This is a genomic window from Providencia sp. 2024EL-00732, assembly GCF_044006275.1.
Taxonomy (GTDB): Bacteria; Pseudomonadota; Gammaproteobacteria; order Enterobacterales; family Enterobacteriaceae; genus Providencia; species Providencia huashanensis.
The window spans coordinates 183,382-200,438 of sequence record NZ_JBIPDG010000006.1; the positions used below are offsets into that span (position 1 = coordinate 183,382).

At 40.8% G+C, this 17,057-nt stretch carries 16 protein-coding genes; 12 read left to right on the forward strand and 4 right to left on the reverse strand.

Features of this window, described 5'->3' with window-relative positions; genetic code table 11:
• Positions 1-45 precede the first annotated feature (45 nt).
• On the reverse strand, positions 46-1,098 hold the full coding sequence (locus tag ACHB7C_RS12155) for a UDP-glucose--hexose-1-phosphate uridylyltransferase (RefSeq protein WP_198860819.1): 1,053 nt from the start codon (positions 1,096-1,098) through the stop codon (positions 46-48).
• Positions 1,099-1,110: 12 nt separating this feature from the next.
• Complete coding sequence (gene galE / locus ACHB7C_RS12160) at positions 1,111-2,136, reverse strand: UDP-glucose 4-epimerase GalE (RefSeq protein WP_166685937.1); 1,026 nt, start codon at positions 2,134-2,136, stop codon at positions 1,111-1,113.
• A gap of 643 nt (positions 2,137-2,779) precedes the next feature.
• Between galE and ACHB7C_RS12165 the strand changes: the two genes are divergently transcribed.
• From ACHB7C_RS12165 to ACHB7C_RS12185, 5 genes are read left to right on the forward strand one after another with little or no spacing between them, the layout of a single operon-like run.
• On the forward strand, positions 2,780-3,493 hold the full coding sequence (locus ACHB7C_RS12165; protein ID WP_164975506.1) for an IclR family transcriptional regulator: 714 nt from the start codon (positions 2,780-2,782) through the stop codon (positions 3,491-3,493).
• Positions 3,494-3,546: 53 nt separating this feature from the next.
• Complete coding sequence (locus tag ACHB7C_RS12170; RefSeq protein ID WP_210855304.1) at positions 3,547-5,175, forward strand: OPT/YSL family transporter; 1,629 nt, start codon at positions 3,547-3,549, stop codon at positions 5,173-5,175.
• A gap of 20 nt (positions 5,176-5,195) precedes the next feature.
• The gene (locus ACHB7C_RS12175) at positions 5,196-6,389 is read left to right on the forward strand and encodes an aminotransferase class V-fold PLP-dependent enzyme (RefSeq protein WP_208325137.1); all 1,194 of its coding nucleotides are present in this window, start codon (positions 5,196-5,198) and stop codon (positions 6,387-6,389) included.
• A gap of 3 nt (positions 6,390-6,392) precedes the next feature.
• The gene (pepE, locus tag ACHB7C_RS12180; protein ID WP_048607808.1) at positions 6,393-7,115 is read left to right on the forward strand and encodes a dipeptidase PepE; all 723 of its coding nucleotides are present in this window, start codon (positions 6,393-6,395) and stop codon (positions 7,113-7,115) included.
• A 2-nt stretch (positions 7,116-7,117) separates the two neighbouring features.
• A complete protein-coding gene (locus ACHB7C_RS12185; protein ID WP_048607809.1) occupies positions 7,118-8,062 on the forward strand; it encodes a DUF1177 domain-containing protein in 945 nt (314 codons plus the stop codon).
• Positions 8,063-8,115: 53 nt separating this feature from the next.
• Here the strand turns inward: ACHB7C_RS12185 and uhpC are convergent, their stop codons facing one another.
• Together uhpC and ACHB7C_RS12195 are read right to left on the reverse strand one after the other, a co-directional pair.
• Complete coding sequence (uhpC, locus tag ACHB7C_RS12190) at positions 8,116-9,441, reverse strand: MFS transporter family glucose-6-phosphate receptor UhpC (RefSeq protein WP_042844996.1); 1,326 nt, start codon at positions 9,439-9,441, stop codon at positions 8,116-8,118.
• Positions 9,442-9,609: 168 nt separating this feature from the next.
• Positions 9,610-10,239, reverse strand: coding sequence for an NAD(P)H-binding protein (locus ACHB7C_RS12195; RefSeq protein WP_042844998.1), 630 nt, complete (start codon positions 10,237-10,239; stop codon positions 9,610-9,612).
• A 225-nt stretch (positions 10,240-10,464) separates the two neighbouring features.
• On the opposite strand from ACHB7C_RS12195, the gene hemP reads away from it, so the two are divergent.
• From hemP to ACHB7C_RS12230, 7 genes are all read left to right on the forward strand, one after another.
• Positions 10,465-10,638 carry a hemin uptake protein HemP gene (hemP, locus tag ACHB7C_RS12200; RefSeq protein ID WP_094301214.1) on the forward strand — a complete coding sequence of 58 codons (174 nt, stop codon included), beginning with the start codon at positions 10,465-10,467 and terminating at the stop codon, positions 10,636-10,638.
• Positions 10,639-10,720: 82 nt separating this feature from the next.
• Complete coding sequence (locus ACHB7C_RS12205) at positions 10,721-10,993, forward strand: hypothetical protein (protein ID WP_129466200.1); 273 nt, start codon at positions 10,721-10,723, stop codon at positions 10,991-10,993.
• 82 nt (positions 10,994-11,075) lie between these two features.
• Positions 11,076-13,076, forward strand: coding sequence for a TonB-dependent hemoglobin/transferrin/lactoferrin family receptor (locus ACHB7C_RS12210; RefSeq protein WP_131680642.1), 2,001 nt, complete (start codon positions 11,076-11,078; stop codon positions 13,074-13,076).
• Positions 13,077-13,100: 24 nt separating this feature from the next.
• Complete coding sequence (locus ACHB7C_RS12215) at positions 13,101-14,150, forward strand: hemin-degrading factor (protein ID WP_395347453.1); 1,050 nt, start codon at positions 13,101-13,103, stop codon at positions 14,148-14,150.
• Between the two features lie 16 nt (positions 14,151-14,166).
• On the forward strand, positions 14,167-14,988 hold the full coding sequence (locus ACHB7C_RS12220; protein ID WP_042845005.1) for a hemin ABC transporter substrate-binding protein: 822 nt from the start codon (positions 14,167-14,169) through the stop codon (positions 14,986-14,988).
• Positions 14,985-15,986: an iron ABC transporter permease gene (locus ACHB7C_RS12225; protein ID WP_131680644.1), complete on the forward strand. Its 1,002-nt coding sequence runs from the start codon at positions 14,985-14,987 to the stop codon at positions 15,984-15,986. Before ACHB7C_RS12220 ends, ACHB7C_RS12225 begins: the two co-directional genes overlap by 4 nt.
• Positions 15,987-16,778: a heme ABC transporter ATP-binding protein gene (locus ACHB7C_RS12230; RefSeq protein WP_395347456.1), complete on the forward strand. Its 792-nt coding sequence runs from the start codon at positions 15,987-15,989 to the stop codon at positions 16,776-16,778.
• The last annotated feature ends 279 nt before the right edge of the window (positions 16,779-17,057 follow it).

Consider the following 17,057-nt stretch of genomic DNA (forward strand, 5'->3'; position numbering starts at 1 on the left):
CAAGCAAATATTAATTTGAATAATTCCTTAGCTATTTCGTTAGGTTTAGCGTTGTTTGTAATGTATTTCGCTAACCTCTCTTAAACGCTGGGCTGCCTGTTCTGGCGTTAGGTCACGCTGGGTTTCAGCTAACATTTCATAACCCACCATAAATTTTTTGACCGTTGCAGAACGCAATAGCGGCGGATAAAACAACGCATGTAATTGCCAATGTTCAATATCTTTATGTGGTTTAAAATAAGGGGCAAAGTGCCACCCCATCGAATAAGGGAAGGAACACTGAAATAAATTGTCGTAGCGGCAAGTCAGTTTTTTTAGCGCCAAACTCAAGTCTGTACGGACGGTCTCATTCATTTCATCCATGCGCCTAATCGGTTGTTTAGGTAACAGCATCGTTTCAAACGGCCAAGCGGCCCAATAAGGTACAACTGCTATCCAATACTCTGTTTCCACCACAGTACGCGCACCAGATTTTTGTTCTGCATTGACATAATCCATCAGTAGATTACTGCCATGGCGCTGATAGTATTGTGCTAAAAAATGGTCTTTTCGTTCGATTTCATTTGGCAGAAAATCACTCGCCCAAATCTGCCCATGAGGGTGCGGTTGAGAGCACCCCATGATTTCACCTTTATTTTCAAATACCTGAACCCAAGTAAATTGTTTACTGAGTTCCGTAACCTGCTGTTGCCATGTTTCCACCACCTTTTCAATTTCTGGAAGTGAAAGCTCAGGTAGCGTTTTACTGTGATCTGGTGAAAAACAAATGACTCGGCTAACGCCTCTGACTGATTGAGTTTGAAATAACGCTGACTGGTTTTCTGGCTGAGCACAGGCTTGCTCTAACAAAGCACCGTGATCATTTTGAAAAACATAAGTACCTTGATAGTTAGGGTTTACCTCGCCTGAAACACGAGTATTTGTTGGGCACAGAAAACAATTTTTTTCGTATTCAGGCAAGTCTGTTATTGACGGCTTTTCATCTTGACCACTCCATGGGCGCTTTGCTCGATGAGGTGAAACCAAAACCCATTGCCCCGTCAACGGGTTATAACGGCGATGAGGGCAATCTGAGGGGTTAAATGGCATCTTATTCATGCTATCAATCTCCTATTTATTGTATCCATTAGGGTTATTTACTTGCCAACGCCAACTGTCTGCGGCCATATCATCAAGGGTACGCACCGCTTGCCAACCTAATTCACGATACGCTTTTTCAGGAGTAGACCAATACTCTGCGATGTCCCCAGCACGACGAGGTTGGATAGTATAAGGAATAGGCTTCCCAACGGCTCTTTCAAACGCCTGCAACACTTGCAGTACACTGAAGCCATTTCCGGTTCCCAAGTTATAGATATGTAACCCTGCTTGCTGACCGACTCCTTGCAATGTAGCAACATGCCCATCGGCTAAATCCATTACATGGATGTAATCACGAACGCCAGTCCCATCAACAGTAGGGTAATCGTTTCCATAAATTGCTAGTTTATCCCTTTTTCCTACCGCAACCTGTGTAATATAAGGTGTTAAATTATTTGGCACACCTTGAGGGTCTTCCCCCATTAGGCCTGATGAATGTGCACCCACAGGGTTAAAATAGCGTAATAAGGAAATCGACCACGAATTATCGGCGTGATAAAGGTCAGATAAGCAACGCTCAACCATGTATTTACTGGTGCCATAAGGGCTTTGCGTGTTACCTGTTGGGAAGTTTTCTGTAATGGGTAATGTGCTAGGTTCCCCATAAACGGTAGCCGAAGAGCTGAAAATTAAGCTTTTTACGTTAGCTTTATTCATACAACGAGCTAAAACCAATGTGCCATTGACATTAACATCATAATATTCAATGGGTTTTTTAACTGATTCGCCAACCGCTTTTAACCCTGCAAAGTGAATAACTGAACGAAATTGATGGGCGCTAAAAATAGATTTAATAGCCGGTTCATCTCGAATATCACAGTGATAAAAAACCGGCCTCACCCCAGTTAATTGTTCAATGCGATTAAGCACTTCCAATTTAGCATTATGTAAATTATCAACAATAACAGGAAGTAATCCAGCTTTTATTAATTGGACACAAGTATGACTACCAATATAACCCAATCCCCCAGTGACGAATATTTCACCCTGCTGCATGTTTCACTCCTTAGTACGCCTTCAATTTCATATTTGCCTTTCAGCTTGCCGTTGTGGGCGAGTATACCAACGAGTTGATATCCAATTCTGTGATCAAACTCAATTTAGTGTAAACGTTTACACAAAAATAGCAAAGAACCGATGAATATCATGTGAATTGAAAAAATAAGATGCCAATCGAGGATAATGATTTGGATAAAAAAAGCGCAGAGTAACTTTGTGACTCTAATAAGTTACTTTATGAATATTATTATGACGAAAAAATATTCAACCGAATCGAAATCAGTGTATTAGGGTTCCCCCCCAACCACATTATGAATAACGTTTAGTCACCACCATTCTTGTTTGATGATTTATGCCATTCATCTCATATATCAACGCTCCCACTCACTGTTTCGCTACTAGGAACAGTCTACAACCATATAATTAAATATAAAAATCAACATATTACATCAAAATAACTCTTATTTTGATGAATAATCACAATTGATTCAGTGACCAACTTAACACTGTAGCAACAAATCATTTACTTTGTATGTTATTTCATCTAAATATATTTACATCGATTAGCGGAACACTGTTCCTAATAAAGGAACGAAAAATAACAATAATACCGTTTAATTTAATGCACACAGGGGGAAGCATGAGTAATCAGTTACAATCCGCAGGGTTTGTTTTAACTCTGCTAGACCATTTTTCAATTGATAAACCAATATGGGGAGTGCGTGAACTGGCTCGTCATATCGGTAAAAGCCCCTCAATGGTGCAACGTGGGTTTAACCTTTTAGAGGAGCAAGGGTTTCTACAAAAAAATAACAGTAAAGAGTACTTATTGGGCTTACGCTGCATCGAAATTGGCCACATAGCAAATAATACACGGCAATTTTCTCAGTTGGCTAATGATTACCTCCAGCCATTAGCCAGCAAAACGCATGAAACTATTTTTATTTATCGTCGCTATAACGATATCGCCATTTGTAATTTTATTTTAGAAAATGACCACCTAATACGCTTTACCTCAAAAGAAGGTGAGGCCTTGTCATTACACGAAGCGCCTTTTACACAAATTATCTTAAGTTCAATGGATGTGACTTATATTGAGGATTATCTTTTAAAACACAATTTACAAAATGATTTGGAATTAAAACATCAATTGAAACTTTACGCGGATGAAGGTTATGCCTATTCAAAAGAAGCTTACCTTGCAGGGACTCAAGGGCTATCAGTACCTATTTTTTCATTTGAAAAAGGGGTGTTAGGCTCTTTATGTATTGCTGCCTCAAGCCAAAGTAAAAATTTAACTGAATATTATCCATTATTAAAATCTACAGCAAGTAAGTTATCTGCCATATTTTAAATATGGAGAAATATAAAAAATAAATATAATTCAATATTAAAATAGGTAACTCTATGAATATATCTCATGATAAAAATGATACTGAGGTACGTGTATCTATTTTTTCTCCAGCACTGCTTATTGCAATAATTATATTATCATTTGTTGGTGCTATTATCGGTATACAAATTATTGTCACACTAGGAATATCGGCGAACACCTCAATTATTGGCGCTGTATTAGCTATATTATTATCAAGATTACCATTTTCAATTTTTTCTTCATTTAAATTTATAGATGCTCAAAATTTAATTCAAACCAGTATTTCAGCCGCCACTTTTGCTGCAGCGAATGGATTGATGGTCTCAATCGGTGTCCCTTGGGTGCTCGGTATGCCTGAATTAATTTACCCTATGATGGCTGGTGCATTTGTGGCTATTATTATTGATGGCACAATATTATACGGATTATTTAATACTCGCGCATACCCAGCGAGTGCCTCTTGGCCTGCTGGCGTTGCAACAGCAGAAACACTATGGGCAGGAAATAAAGGTGGCAAAAGACTAGGTGCTCTATTAACAGGTTTTGCTGCAGGCGCAATCGGTGCGGGATTTGGCATCCCTATGGCCTCTGCAGGTATCGCTTTAATCGGTAGTATCTTTGCATTATTCATGTTTGCTATTGGCTTACTTATTCGTGGTTTTTCTGAATCGGGTCTAATTAGTTATAATTTATATGAACACTATGTCCCTCACGGTGTAATGATTGGGGCAGGAATTGTCGCACTCATTCAAATAGGTGCCATTGTTTTTCGTAATAAAAAAGAAACGGATCAGCGAATTAAAGAAAGTGAAGAACTTATTCAAAGTAGCCGCCGTATTAAATCAACACTAATTAAAGGGGCTATTTTCTACTTTCTCACCGCCCTCGCCTTAACCTTTATTAGCCAAATTTTTGTGGCGATGACATTGCCACAACTCATCGGATTCCTTATTTTTGCTACCCTAGCAGCTTTGATTCAAGAGATGATTGTGGGGATGGCTGCCATGCATTCAGGTTGGTTTCCAGCGACGGCAGCTGCGCTTATCTCATTAATGATAGGTATCCTTATTGGTTTTCCCCCTGAAGCATTAGCCGTATTAGTTGGGTTCTGTGTCGCCACTGGCCCTGCATTCGCAGATATGGGGTTTGACTTAAAGACTGGGTTTATGATCCGCGGTAACGGCAAAAACCCAAATGTTGAACGCTATGGCCGAAAACAACAATATTTTGCCTCTATTATTGGTTTTTCCTGTGCCTTAGTCGTTGTTGCACTGACTTATGATTTCTATTTTCAGCAAGACAAAATTGTCCCTGCCTCTCGACTCTATGCGGCAACAATTCAAGCAGGCAGTTCATCTGATGTCGCAATGATGTTGTTACTGTGGGCCATTCCTGGGGCTGTTATTCAATTAATTGGCGGGGCAAAAAACCAAATTGGTGTTCTTTTTTCAACAGGCTTGATGATCAACTACCCCATTGCAGGTTGGACCGTTCTCGTAGCGCTCGCCGTGCGAGTCATCATACAACGCTTCTTTAATATTAGCTCAGATAAAATTTCAACTTTCGCTGGAGGACTCATTGCCGGTGATGCGCTCTATTCCACCGCCAAAGCCTTTCTTCCAACGATAAAAGCAAAACTGCTTTCCCTATGGGCTCGATAGTTTTCAATAGGAATATAATTATGATGAATATATGGCAACAAGCACAGCAAGATACCCTAGTCTCACAAAACTACGTCTATTTCGATACTGGAGCCGCAGCCCCCCCACCCAAACCGGTCATTGATGCGGTAAAGGCCTACCTCGACAAAACAGCAGAACAAGGTATCTATCTGCCAAGTTTTCGCAAAGCAACATACCAGCAGGTCGAAGTTTGCCGGAAAAAAATGGCCACGTTTATTGGTGCTAAAGAAAATGAAATTGCATTCACTAAAAATGGTACAGAGTCCATTTGTTTAATTGCTAGAGGTATTTCATGGCAAGCAGGTGATGAAGTTATTATCCCGGATACCGAAATGCTCAGTAATATTTCAATATGGCAATTGCTAGCAGAAGAAAAAGGAATAAAAATTGTTACTGTTCAAGCCGATAAGCAAGGGGTTATTTCTCCCGCATCCATAGAATGCGCCATTACCCCCAAAACGAAACTCATCAGTTTTGTGGCATTATCTAATATAACTGGCGTTATGCAACCTGTGCAGGCTATCTGTGAAATAGCCCAAAAGTATAGGGTATTAAGCCATGTCAGTGCCTCTCAGGCTATTGGAATGTATCGTGTTAATGTTCAAAGTTGGCAATGTGATTTTATGTCCTTTTGTGGACGAAAAGGCTTAAGAGCAATCGAAGGCAGTGGGATATGTTTTGTCCGTGAGTCGTTAATCCCCTTATTAACCCCAATGCTAGTTGGTTGGTGGAATAGTAGCATCGACCCTAAAACAGGTACGGTGATATTACCCAAGACCGCTAAACGTTTTGAAGCAGGTTGCCCAAATATCCCTGCAATTATCAGTTTGAACTCTGCATTAGACTATGCATCCCAATTAGGTATCGAGCAAATTGAAATACGTAATCAAACCCTCACACAATATGCTATGCAGAAATTAGCCACAATTCCAAATATTGAAATATATGGTCCAGATAATAGCAATCAGCGTATAGGAATAATTCCATTTAACATTAAGGGTATTTCCTCTGATTTATTAATGCAAAAATTAGAAGCTAAAAATATCATTATTGAATCAGGGCATTTTATGGCAACGGCAATTTTGCAGTTCTATAACATAGAAAGAATGGCTCGATTATCATTGCATTATTTTAATACTGAAAAAGAAATAGATTTATTTATTAACGCAATTAATGATATTACAAAGGAATAAAAAATGACTAAAGCATTATTAATGAGTAGTTCACGCATGGGAAACATGAATTATTTAGAACATGCTGATGAGCAAATTCATCGATTATTACAACATAAAAAACAAAATATTTTATTTATTCCTTATGCCGCAGTGACTTTTAGCTTTGATAAGTTTGAAGCCATTGTACAACCTGTATTTAGGGCCTTAGGTTATGAATTAAAATCCATTCATCATTTTAGCGACCCGATTAGTGCAGTGCAGGAAGCACAAGCTATCGCAATTGGTGGGGGAAATACATTCGCTCTACTAAAACGCCTATACGATGCCAAAATTGTTGACATAATTTCCCAGCGCGTCAAACAGGATGGAGTACCTTATATGGGGTGGAGTGCAGGAAGTAATGTTGCAACCCCTACGATCCGTACAACTAATGATATGCCTATTGTTCAACCACCTTCATTTAATTCACTGAACATATCACCATTTCAAATTAACCCACACTTTATTTCTGGCAAACCAGTTGGTCACAATGGGGAAAGCCGCGAGGAACGTTTAAATGAATTTTTGACGATTAACCCAACCGAAGAGTTAATTGCCCTCTACGAAGGTACCGCGTTATTTATTGAAAATGAACAAGGCACTATTTTAGGTGACCAAAATGCATTATGGCTACGTGGCCCCGATAAAATTGAAGAAATTACCACTAACCAACCTTTCCGATTAGATATGATTAAAGGAGCATAATAATGTCATTGAACTATGTTAGCCAAGTCTATGAGTTATTGGACAGCCCCCATGTTGATGGGGAAAAAATGTCCTCGTTATTAAGCTCTGTTAGCCCCGACCATGCTCAAATCACGGTGACCTCAGTCAACTACGAGGCTCCTGAAGATACTCGTCAATTATGCCATTTTATTAAGGTTGTCATTCCCGGTACAGAGGGAAAACTATCTGGTGGAAATTACCCAACACTTGGTATTATTGGCCGTTTAGGGGCACAACAAGCGCAACCTAATCGAATCGGGTTAGTGTCTGATGCTGATGGCTCTATTGTTGCCTTTGCAAGTGCGATGAAACTACTTGATATGGCAGCAAAAGGTAGCCGGCTTAAAGGGGATGTGATTATAACCTCCCATATTGCAACCCATGTTTCGATAACCCCTCATGACCCTGTCGACTTTATGGGGATGCCCGTTTCCTCAGCTACGATGAATAAATACGAAGTCGATAAACAGATGGATGCCATTTTATCTATCGATACATCCAAGGGAAATAGTATTATTAAACACCGAGGAATTGCGATTTCACCAACTGCCAAGCAAGGCTATATTTTGCGAGTTTCTCCAGATTTAGTGCGTTTAATGGAATATGCGACTGGTGATGTAGCAAAAACATTCCCAATTACCACGCAAGATATTTCCCCTTATGAAAACGGTGTTTATCATTTCAATTCCATTATGCAACCCCATGTTGCTACCCATGCTCCTGTAGTTGGCTTAGCCATCACAGCCAAAGCACTGGTCCCCGGTAGCGAAACCGGTGCAAGTTATGAAAGTGAACTTGTTGATGCTACAAGGTTTACTGTTGAAGTTGCGAAGCAGTTTTGTTGGAATAAAATACGTTTTTACCAACAAGACGAATATGATGTGTTGTATAACTTGTACGGTTCCCTTGCACAAATTCAAGGTTAATTTAGCGAAAAAAGGTCACTATCAAAGTGACCTTTGGGTTTTATGATAAACCGTTATGCATCATTACTGATTTTCTTTTTTGTCATCGCCATCGCAATTATCAACAGTAGGATCAAGAAAATGGACAAGGTTAATAATAACGAATAGAAACCATTCCATTGGTATTTTTCAATCACCAACGATAGCGGATAACCTGCAATTGATGCCCCAATATAAGCAAATAAGCTAACAAAGCCTGTTGACGCACCCGCAGCATTTTTATGTGAATTTTCAGCAGCGGCCATCGCAATAAGGAACTGTGGACCAAAAATAAAGAAACCAGTCATAAAAAATAAGAATGAAAATACATATTCGTTATCAACTGGCACAATCCATAAACAGAATGACGTTATGATAATCCCTAGCGCATATATGACATTCATCTGCGCACGATTACCTTTAAAGATTAAGTCAGAACCCCATCCAGCTACGATAGCCCCAAAAAAGCCACCAATTTCAAACATCATAACGACGGCGTTCGCAGACAGTAGATTAAAACCATGATCTTCAATTAAGTAAAGATTAGCCCAGTCGTTGATCCCGGTTCTAATGATATATATTACGGCATAAGACAGCGCTAATACCCACAATACCTTATTTTTAAAAATATACTGATTAAGGATCTGGCCTAGTGGTAACCCCGCCCCTTTGGCTTCATATTTTAATTCTTCAATGTCATTGCGCCATTCACCAACTGTCGGTAGCCCCATCGTACGCGGCCTATCACGTAGCAAAATACACAAACCAATACCAATCACAATAGCAATAACACCAGGGATAATCATTCCGTAGCGCCACCCTAATGCTAATGCAACACCACCAGACAAAATTGGAATTATGGCACCGCCAATATTATGCGAGGTATTCCAAATCGCCCACCATAGACCCCGCTCATTACGTGAGTACCATGTATTGAGGATTTTCGCACAAGGTGGCCATCCCCACCCTTGGAAGAATGCATTTACCATCCATAACACAATAAACATGGATATGGATGATGTTAAACCGAATAGAATATTCACGACCCCAGTGGCAATTAACCCAACCCCCATAAAGTAGCGTGGATTAGAGCGGTCACCGATGATCCCAGACAGAAACTTAGAAGCGCCGTAAGTTAGGTAAAAAGCTGTCCCAACCATTCCGATATCACCCTTTGTGATCCCCAAATCAGTTAGCATTTCAGGCATAACAAAGTTAAAACTTTTGCGTGTGAAATAAAAAACAGCATAACCAATATAACTAACAATCATTAAATGCAGACGCCAGTATTTATATTTTGCGTCGATTTCCGATTTTGACATCGTTACTGGCACATCTGGTTGTTCCTTAAATATTGACATATTGAATCCTACTAAAAGTATTAGCAGGCAAAAATATGACAATACATTGATAGCAACAATAGGTGAATCTACTTAAATGTTACAGTTTTATTACATTTTTATTTCAATTTGTTACCGACATCAAAAAAACTTAATCGATTAAGCTTCATTTTTTAATGAGTGAATTGGTTATGCCAATTGTTTTGATGACACAATATTCACACCCTGAATAGGATTGACTGCGCCTTCGAGTAGCGCTGAGGCTATATTAGTTGCAGGGCTAATTTGGCAACTTGCAGGAAGCAAACGAGATAAAAACGAAATAACCCGTATTACCACCACTTCACCAAGGCGTTCTTGGCTTCTGTGACCACTAATGACATTTGGACGCACTATTGTTAAAGAAGAAAACCCCAATGATATTAAACGCTTTTCAAGCTCCCCTTTCACTCGGCTATAGAAAAAAGGGGAATTAGCATTAGCGCCTAATGCCGAAGTCAAAACAAAGGTTGGACAATGCCATTTTTTAGCGAGCTCAGCACAGGCTAACGGGTAATCATAATCAACTCGGCGAAATGCAGCCTTTGACCCCGCTACTTTCATTGTTGACCCTAAAGTACACACCACCGCATCAACTCCCCAAAGATCTGCCTCATCTGGCAAATGATTAAAATCAACCGTTGGCGCCCATAACTTAGCATGCTCAGGTAAATCACGGCGCGTAGGCGCAATAACCTGCGTGACTCGAGGGTCAGCTAAAGCTAATGATAATACATGGCTACCGACTAGCCCTGTTGCCCCAACAATGAGTAATTTCACTTTATTTCTCCATGAGTCAGCAGTGAACCCTAACTATAGCTTAGCATTGCATCGCGCTTATTGCCTTTGCTAACTCTCCCATAATGAATAATTTTCTTCCCGACTCAAAGGTTTGTATCCCTTTTGTTGTTTGTTTGTGAAAAACGCTTGATATTGGCAATGATTCTAAAGATAATCATTCTCAATATCATTTCTATTATCAACAAATTTAGTGTGGTAAATAATATGACAGCGCCAGTTGCAGAACACAACGTCGAAACGGCAAAGCAAACCGTTAAAGCTGACGTAATAGAAAGCCAACAACTCTTGGGGCCTAATGGCAAGGTCTCAATTCAACATAATGGCGAACTTTATTTATTAAGACAAACACGTACAGGTAAATTGATTTTAACTAAGTAGTCTGTGCCAAAAATATAAATCGCAAGCCACCTAGGTTATTATCCAGGCAGCCAGCTTAATCTAAGCATAGGAAAGGTTTCTTATGGAGTTTAAACTGACGTCTGTATACCCTATTTTTGCCTCTGGGCACCCTGTATACATAAATAACTATTCGATCCACCAACATGGTTTTACACCATTCTATTTGCGTAAAATGACAGATAACGTTACTCCGTTATCACAACCAAACTACGCCTATCTCAGTGATCTACAGTCATTAACTCCCCTTTTTTCTTATGCTAGCGCACCACTTACACTCAATTTCCCCTGTGTGATACCAAAGTCAGTTCCCCCTGACCCACTCACTTTTATTTAGCCATAAGCTGCTAATTAATAAATATTTAACTCATTCTGTTTAATACAGCGAAAAATAAAATACGTTATGGAGTCTCACAATTATGTCCCATGTTTTACGAGTGTCAGTTATAACCAGTGCGATATTGGGGGTTATAGCCAGTGCACAGGCCCAAACCACTGAAGTCTCATCCAAAAAGAATGCCAACGATGTTATGACCGTCTATGCCACTGGGACTGAGCGCGATAGCTTTGATACACCAATGATGGTGACTGTAATCAAAAATAATTCCCCAGAAACCGAAACTGCAAATAACGTGAATGATATTTTACGTAAAGTGCCTGGAATTGGTGTGACAGGAACCGCTCGCACCAATGGCCAAGATATTTATATGCGTGGTTTTGATCGCAATGGGATTTTGACGCTTGTTGACGGTGTACGACAAGGTACTGATACGGGCCATATTAATGGTACCTTTATTGACCCTGCCTTGATTAAGCAAGTGGAAATCATTCGAGGCCCTTCAGCTTTGCTATATGGTAGTGGTGCCATGGGGGGAGTCATCGCGTGGGAAACTGTTGATGCGAAAGATTTATTACGTGAAGGGCAAAACCACGGCTTCCGCGTATTTACCCAAGGCTCAACTGGAGACCATAGTATTGGTTTTGGTGGTACCGCTTTTGGTCGTAGCGACAACCTTGATGGCGTATTCAGTTTCGTGACCAAAGAGACTGGCGATATTCGCATGAGTAATGGCGATGACATGGATAACAAAGAGACTATTGGCAACCTATTAGCTAAAGGAACATGGCAAATAGACGATACGCAAAAATTATCAGGCCAACTCCGTTACTACAACAACGATGCTCACGAGCCAAAAAACCCTCAAGAGCTCACTAGTACACCTAAAAACTTAAAAGTTAACCGCACGACTCGCCAACGTGATGCACAAGCGACATACCATTTAAAACCGTCTTCACAGAATTGGCTCGACCTAAAAGTGACGCCTTATTATTCAGAGGTCAATATCACAGCCAAAGGGCAAGGCACCCCTTATGAGGGGCGTACGCAAAAAACCTCTGGTATAAAGATTGATAATAAAACTAATTTCTACGACTTACCTGTTGCTTCGCATAACTTAACCTATGGCAGCGAAGCTTATCAGCAAAAACAAACCCCTTACGCGGCAGCCACTCAATTCCCTGATGCTGAGATCACCTTTGCTTCTGGCTTTTTACAAGATGAGATCACCTTAAAAGATTTACCTGTTTCGTTCATTATCGGCACACGTTATGACCATTATAAATCGAAAGCGAAAGGTAATGAAAAAGTCAAAGAAGGTAAATGGTCATCTAAAGGAGCAGTCAGTATTACGCCAACTGACTGGTCAATGCTGTTTGCTTCATATTCTGAAGCATTTCGCGCACCTACCATGATGGAAATGTATAACGATAGTATTCACTTCCCTATGGGACCGAATAAATTTAACAGATGGCGTCCTAACCCAAACTTAAAACCAGAAACAACTCGGACAGCTGAATATGGCTTTGGTTTGCGTTTTGATGACTTAATGATGGCTCGTGACAACCTACAGTTTAAAGCGAGCTACTTTGATACTAAAGCGAAAGACTACATCAATACCGACGTTAATATGGTGGAAAACTACACCACCTCTATCAATGCCAAACGCGCCAAAATTTGGGGTTGGGATGCTTCTCTCGATTATACAAATGATTATGCCAAATGGAGTTTAGCTTACAACCGCACTGAAGGAATTAATGAATTCAATGGTGAGTCAATTACCTCCATCAAGCCAGAATCCGTCACAAGCAACCTGTCAATCCCTGTCGCCAATAGTGGGTTCTCTGTAGGCTGGTTAAGCGAATTTACACGCCACACCAATTTCAATAAAGCCTCAAAAGCCCCTAAACAAGCGGGGTATGCAGTTCATGACTTTTACGTCAGTTACCAAGGTGATGGGCAGCTCAAAGGGTTAGGAACGAGTGTGGTATTAGGCAATGCCTTCGACAAAGAATATTACTCATCGCAAGGCATTCCGCAAGATGGTCGTAATGCCAAGCTACTTGTCAGCTTCCAATGGTAATTCACACAATTTAAGGAGATACACGTGAATTCAACACTTTTCGAGCGTTACCAACAAGCTAAAGCAGATAATAAAGCCAGATACGCTCGTGATCTTGCCGCTTATTTAAATGTTTCTGAAGCACAACTGCTACACAGTCGTGTGGGTCATGATAAAGCTGTGCGCTTAGATATTGATGCACCTATGCTTCTGACCGAATTGGCCAGTGTTGGGAAAGTCAAAGCTATTACTCGCAACGAATACGTGGTTCATGAGCAAGTTGGTCGCTATGACAATGCCACATTTAGCCCGCATGGTGGGTTAATTTTGAACCCTCGCGCACTTGATTTGCGGATGTTTTTTAGTCACTGGGATGCGATTTTTGCCCTGACTGAAGAAAGCAAACAAGGTGAACGCCACAGTATTCAGTTCTTTGACAAACATGGTGATGCTCTACATAAGGTCTATACCACTGAAGAAACGGATATGGCGGCTTGGTATGCGCTCATTGACAAATACACAACCCAAGATAATGCAGAATTAGTTCATCAGCCCATCGTTCCTTTTACCAGTCAACCTATTAGCGAGGAACTAAAGCGCCAGTTAGAACAACAATGGCGCAATATGACGGATGTCCATCAGTTTTTTGTGTTGTTAAAGAAAAATAACTTAAGCCGCCAGCAAGTTTTTGCCGCTGTTAGCGATGATTTAGCTTGGAAAGTCCCTAATGATTCCTTCAATCAGCTGATTAATACTGCATTTAAGGATCAGAATGAAATCATGATTTTTGTGGGCAACCGCGGATGTGTGCAAATTTTTACTGGTGAAATAAAAAAAATCATGCCATACCAAAGCGAAGGTTCAGACTTAAAGTGGCTAAACATTTTCAACCCTGATTTCACCTTGCACATGATTGAAAATGGCATTGCCGAATGCTGGGTAACTCGTAAACCCACACAAGATGGCTTTGTAACTAGTCTTGAAGTCTTTGATAACCAAGGAAATCAAATCGCACAAATGTATGGGCAGCGTACCGAAGGGACTCCAGAGCAAGAGCAATGGCGCCAACAAGTCACCGCATTACCACGCATTTAAAACTAGGTAACTTATTATGAAACAATGGCTTCTAACAATTGCAACGCTGGTCATATCAATGAGTGCTTACGCAACAGAACGTATCGTCACTTTAGGTGGTGACGTCACTGAAATTGTGTATGCCCTAGGAGCGGAACAACAACTCGTTGCCCGCGATAGCACCAGCCTTCACCCCGAGCAAGCAACCAAACTTCCTGATGTTGGCTACATGCGGATGCTAAATGCGGAGGGCGTGTTATCCATGCGCCCAACACTCGTACTAGCGAGTGAGCTCGCAAAACCTTCGATGGCATTATCACAAATAGAAAAAAGTGGTGTAAAAATCATCAAGGTAACGGGGAAGCCTAATTTAGAAGCCATTCCCAAAAAAATTGAGACTATTGCTAACGCCGTGGGAAAAACGAGCCAAGGCGAGCAACTTATTAATCAATTTAATCAAGCACTAAGCCAGGTCAATACAACGCCTATTGATAAAAAAGTTCTATTTATCATGAGCCATGGCGGAGTCCTGCCCCTTGCAGCAGGGAAGCAGACTGCCGCAGATAGTGTTATCAGCGCCATCGGGGCAAAAAATGCGATGTCTAACTTTGAGAGTTACCGCCCTTTATCTCAAGAAGGGTTACTCTCAAGCCAACCTGATTTAATCGTGTTTACGGAAGAAGGCGTTAAGTCACTAGGGGGAATCGATAAAGTGTGGAAATTACAGGGAATGTCAATGACACCTGCTGGGAAAAACAAAGCTCTGCTCGTTGTTGACGATGTCGGTATGCTCACCTTTAGCTTAGGTACCCCTCAAGTCATGCAACAACTACGTGAGGCATTAGAAAAGTCCCAATGAGCCGTTTTAAAAACCCATTTTTGGTGATTATCGTTTTATTTCTAGTGCTTTGTGGCCTGACCGTTCTCGCATCTAATGCAGGTGCAATGAACTTTTCATTTAAAACGCTGTGGCAAGCTTCTGCCACAGATACCGACTGGCAAATTTGGTTAAACATTCGCCTGCCGCGTATTTTAATTGCAATCCTAGTCGGCCTTGCACTCGCTGTTTCAGGTGCAATTATGCAGGGCCTATTTCGTAATCCGCTTGCGGACCCAAGTTTATTGGGGATTAGTAGTGGTGCTGCTTTATCCGTTGCCGCTTTTATTGTTTTTTCCATTTCATTGCCGACGGTTATGCAGGGCTATGGTCACGTTGCTGCCGCATTCGTGGGTAGCCTGACCGTTTCTTTCATTATTTTTAGTTTGAATCGTTCATCAAATGGCAATCTAGCACGGCTTTTATTAGCCGGAATTGCCATTAATGCATTGTGTATGTCATTTATTGGGGTTCTTAGCTATATCAGTAATGACCAACAACTCAGAACATTTAGCTTATGGATGATGGGAACACTCGGGAATGTTGACTGGACTTCATTGGCTATTGCCGCTTCCGTTATTTTGCCCATCAGTGTTGTCTGTTTAGCACAAGGGAACAAGCTTAATATCTTACAACTCGGCGATGAAGACGCTCATTATCTTGGCCTAAATGTTGAACGTGCTAAATTTATTTTACTCTTCCTTAGCGCCATGTTGGTCGGCTGTGCTGTTGCGATGAGCGGTGTCATTGGTTTTGTTGGCTTAGTCGTTCCGCATTTGATCCGCATGACACTTGGCCCTGATCACCGCTGGTTAATTCCAGGTTCTGCGATAGTCGGTGCTTCACTACTCTTAATTGCCGATACTATTGCGCGAACAGCTGTTGCCCCTGCAGAAATACCTGTTGGTTTACTCACAGGCCTTATTGGTGGCCCCTATTTCTTATGGTTGATTCTACGGCAACCCGCGGGGAAAATTTAAATGACGCAAATGAAACCAACATTGTTAGAAGCCAAAAATTTATCTTACAAAATCCACGACAAAACCTTGATCCAAGATATCAGTTTATCGATAGGACAAGGGGAAATGGTCGTTATTATTGGGCCTAATGGTGCAGGTAAATCCAGTTTATTGAAGTTACTCACCGGCTACAATACTCCAACTCAAGGTGCTTGCTTTTTAGAAGGCAAGGCACTATCCGATTGGGATCACAACCACTTAGCACGTAAACGCGCTGTCATGAAACAGCATAGTCACCTGCAATTTGCATTTACGGTTGAAGATGTAGTTGCTATGGGGAGAACACCTTATGGCTCTGAAAACAAGCACCTTGCCATTGATGAGGCGTTATCACAAACGCACTGCCAACCATTGCGTCAACGGGATTACCGGCAGCTTTCAGGGGGGGAACAACAGCGAGTCCAATTAGCGCGCGTGTTAGCCCAATTATGGCAGCCAACCCCACAACCGGCTTGTTTATTTCTTGATGAGCCAACCTCTGCTCTCGATTTATACCACCAACAGCATAGCCTACGGTTATTACACCAACTCACTCGTGAACAGCCACTAGCAGTTTGCTGCGTATTGCATGACCTTAACCTTACAGCATTATATGCGGATAAAGTCTTATTAATCCATGATGGTCAACTTGTGGCGAAAGGTTCTCCTACTGATGTATTAACCACCGAAAACCTAACGCGTTGGTATCAAGCAGATTTAGGCGTCACTCTACACCCTGAAAATAACACACCATATATTTATTTACGCCATTGATTTATTTATAATATTAATTACCCCATAAGCACTTTAACTCATAACTTGCTAAAGTGCTTTTATTTACCCTTTAATCTAATTATCTGTCACTATTTAAAATAGCCCTACTCTTATAAGTTGTTGCCGTGATGATTTATTTCCTGCATAGCCTATTGATTTACCATTATTAAATATACAACGTGGTTATTATTCTAAAAATGAGTAGAATCAAAACAATACGTTAATAATAAGCCTAAATTAAAAAATAAATATCAAGTAATTTCACTTAGAATGCATGTC

Bases quoted from the DNA above. Each gene is read 5' to 3' on its own strand.
- ACHB7C_RS12155 (WP_198860819.1), bottom strand. From the start codon at position 1,098: ATGAATAAGATGCCATTTAACCCCTCAGATTGCCCTCATCGCCGTTAT.
- galE (WP_166685937.1), bottom strand. From the start codon at position 2,136: ATGCAGCAGGGTGAAATATTCGTCACTGGGGGATTGGGTTATATTGGT.
- ACHB7C_RS12165 (WP_164975506.1), top strand. From the start codon at position 2,780: ATGAGTAATCAGTTACAATCCGCAGGGTTTGTTTTAACTCTGCTAGAC.
- ACHB7C_RS12170 (WP_210855304.1), top strand. From the start codon at position 3,547: ATGAATATATCTCATGATAAAAATGATACTGAGGTACGTGTATCTATT.
- ACHB7C_RS12175 (WP_208325137.1), top strand. From the start codon at position 5,196: ATGATGAATATATGGCAACAAGCACAGCAAGATACCCTAGTCTCACAA.
- pepE (WP_048607808.1), top strand. From the start codon at position 6,393: ATGACTAAAGCATTATTAATGAGTAGTTCACGCATGGGAAACATGAAT.
- ACHB7C_RS12185 (WP_048607809.1), top strand. From the start codon at position 7,118: ATGTCATTGAACTATGTTAGCCAAGTCTATGAGTTATTGGACAGCCCC.
- uhpC (WP_042844996.1), bottom strand. From the start codon at position 9,441: ATGTCAATATTTAAGGAACAACCAGATGTGCCAGTAACGATGTCAAAA.
- hemP (WP_094301214.1), top strand. From the start codon at position 10,465: ATGACAGCGCCAGTTGCAGAACACAACGTCGAAACGGCAAAGCAAACC.
- ACHB7C_RS12205 (WP_129466200.1), top strand. From the start codon at position 10,721: ATGGAGTTTAAACTGACGTCTGTATACCCTATTTTTGCCTCTGGGCAC.
- ACHB7C_RS12210 (WP_131680642.1), top strand. From the start codon at position 11,076: ATGTCCCATGTTTTACGAGTGTCAGTTATAACCAGTGCGATATTGGGG.
- ACHB7C_RS12220 (WP_042845005.1), top strand. From the start codon at position 14,167: ATGAAACAATGGCTTCTAACAATTGCAACGCTGGTCATATCAATGAGT.
- ACHB7C_RS12225 (WP_131680644.1), top strand. From the start codon at position 14,985: ATGAGCCGTTTTAAAAACCCATTTTTGGTGATTATCGTTTTATTTCTA.
- ACHB7C_RS12230 (WP_395347456.1), top strand. From the start codon at position 15,987: ATGACGCAAATGAAACCAACATTGTTAGAAGCCAAAAATTTATCTTAC.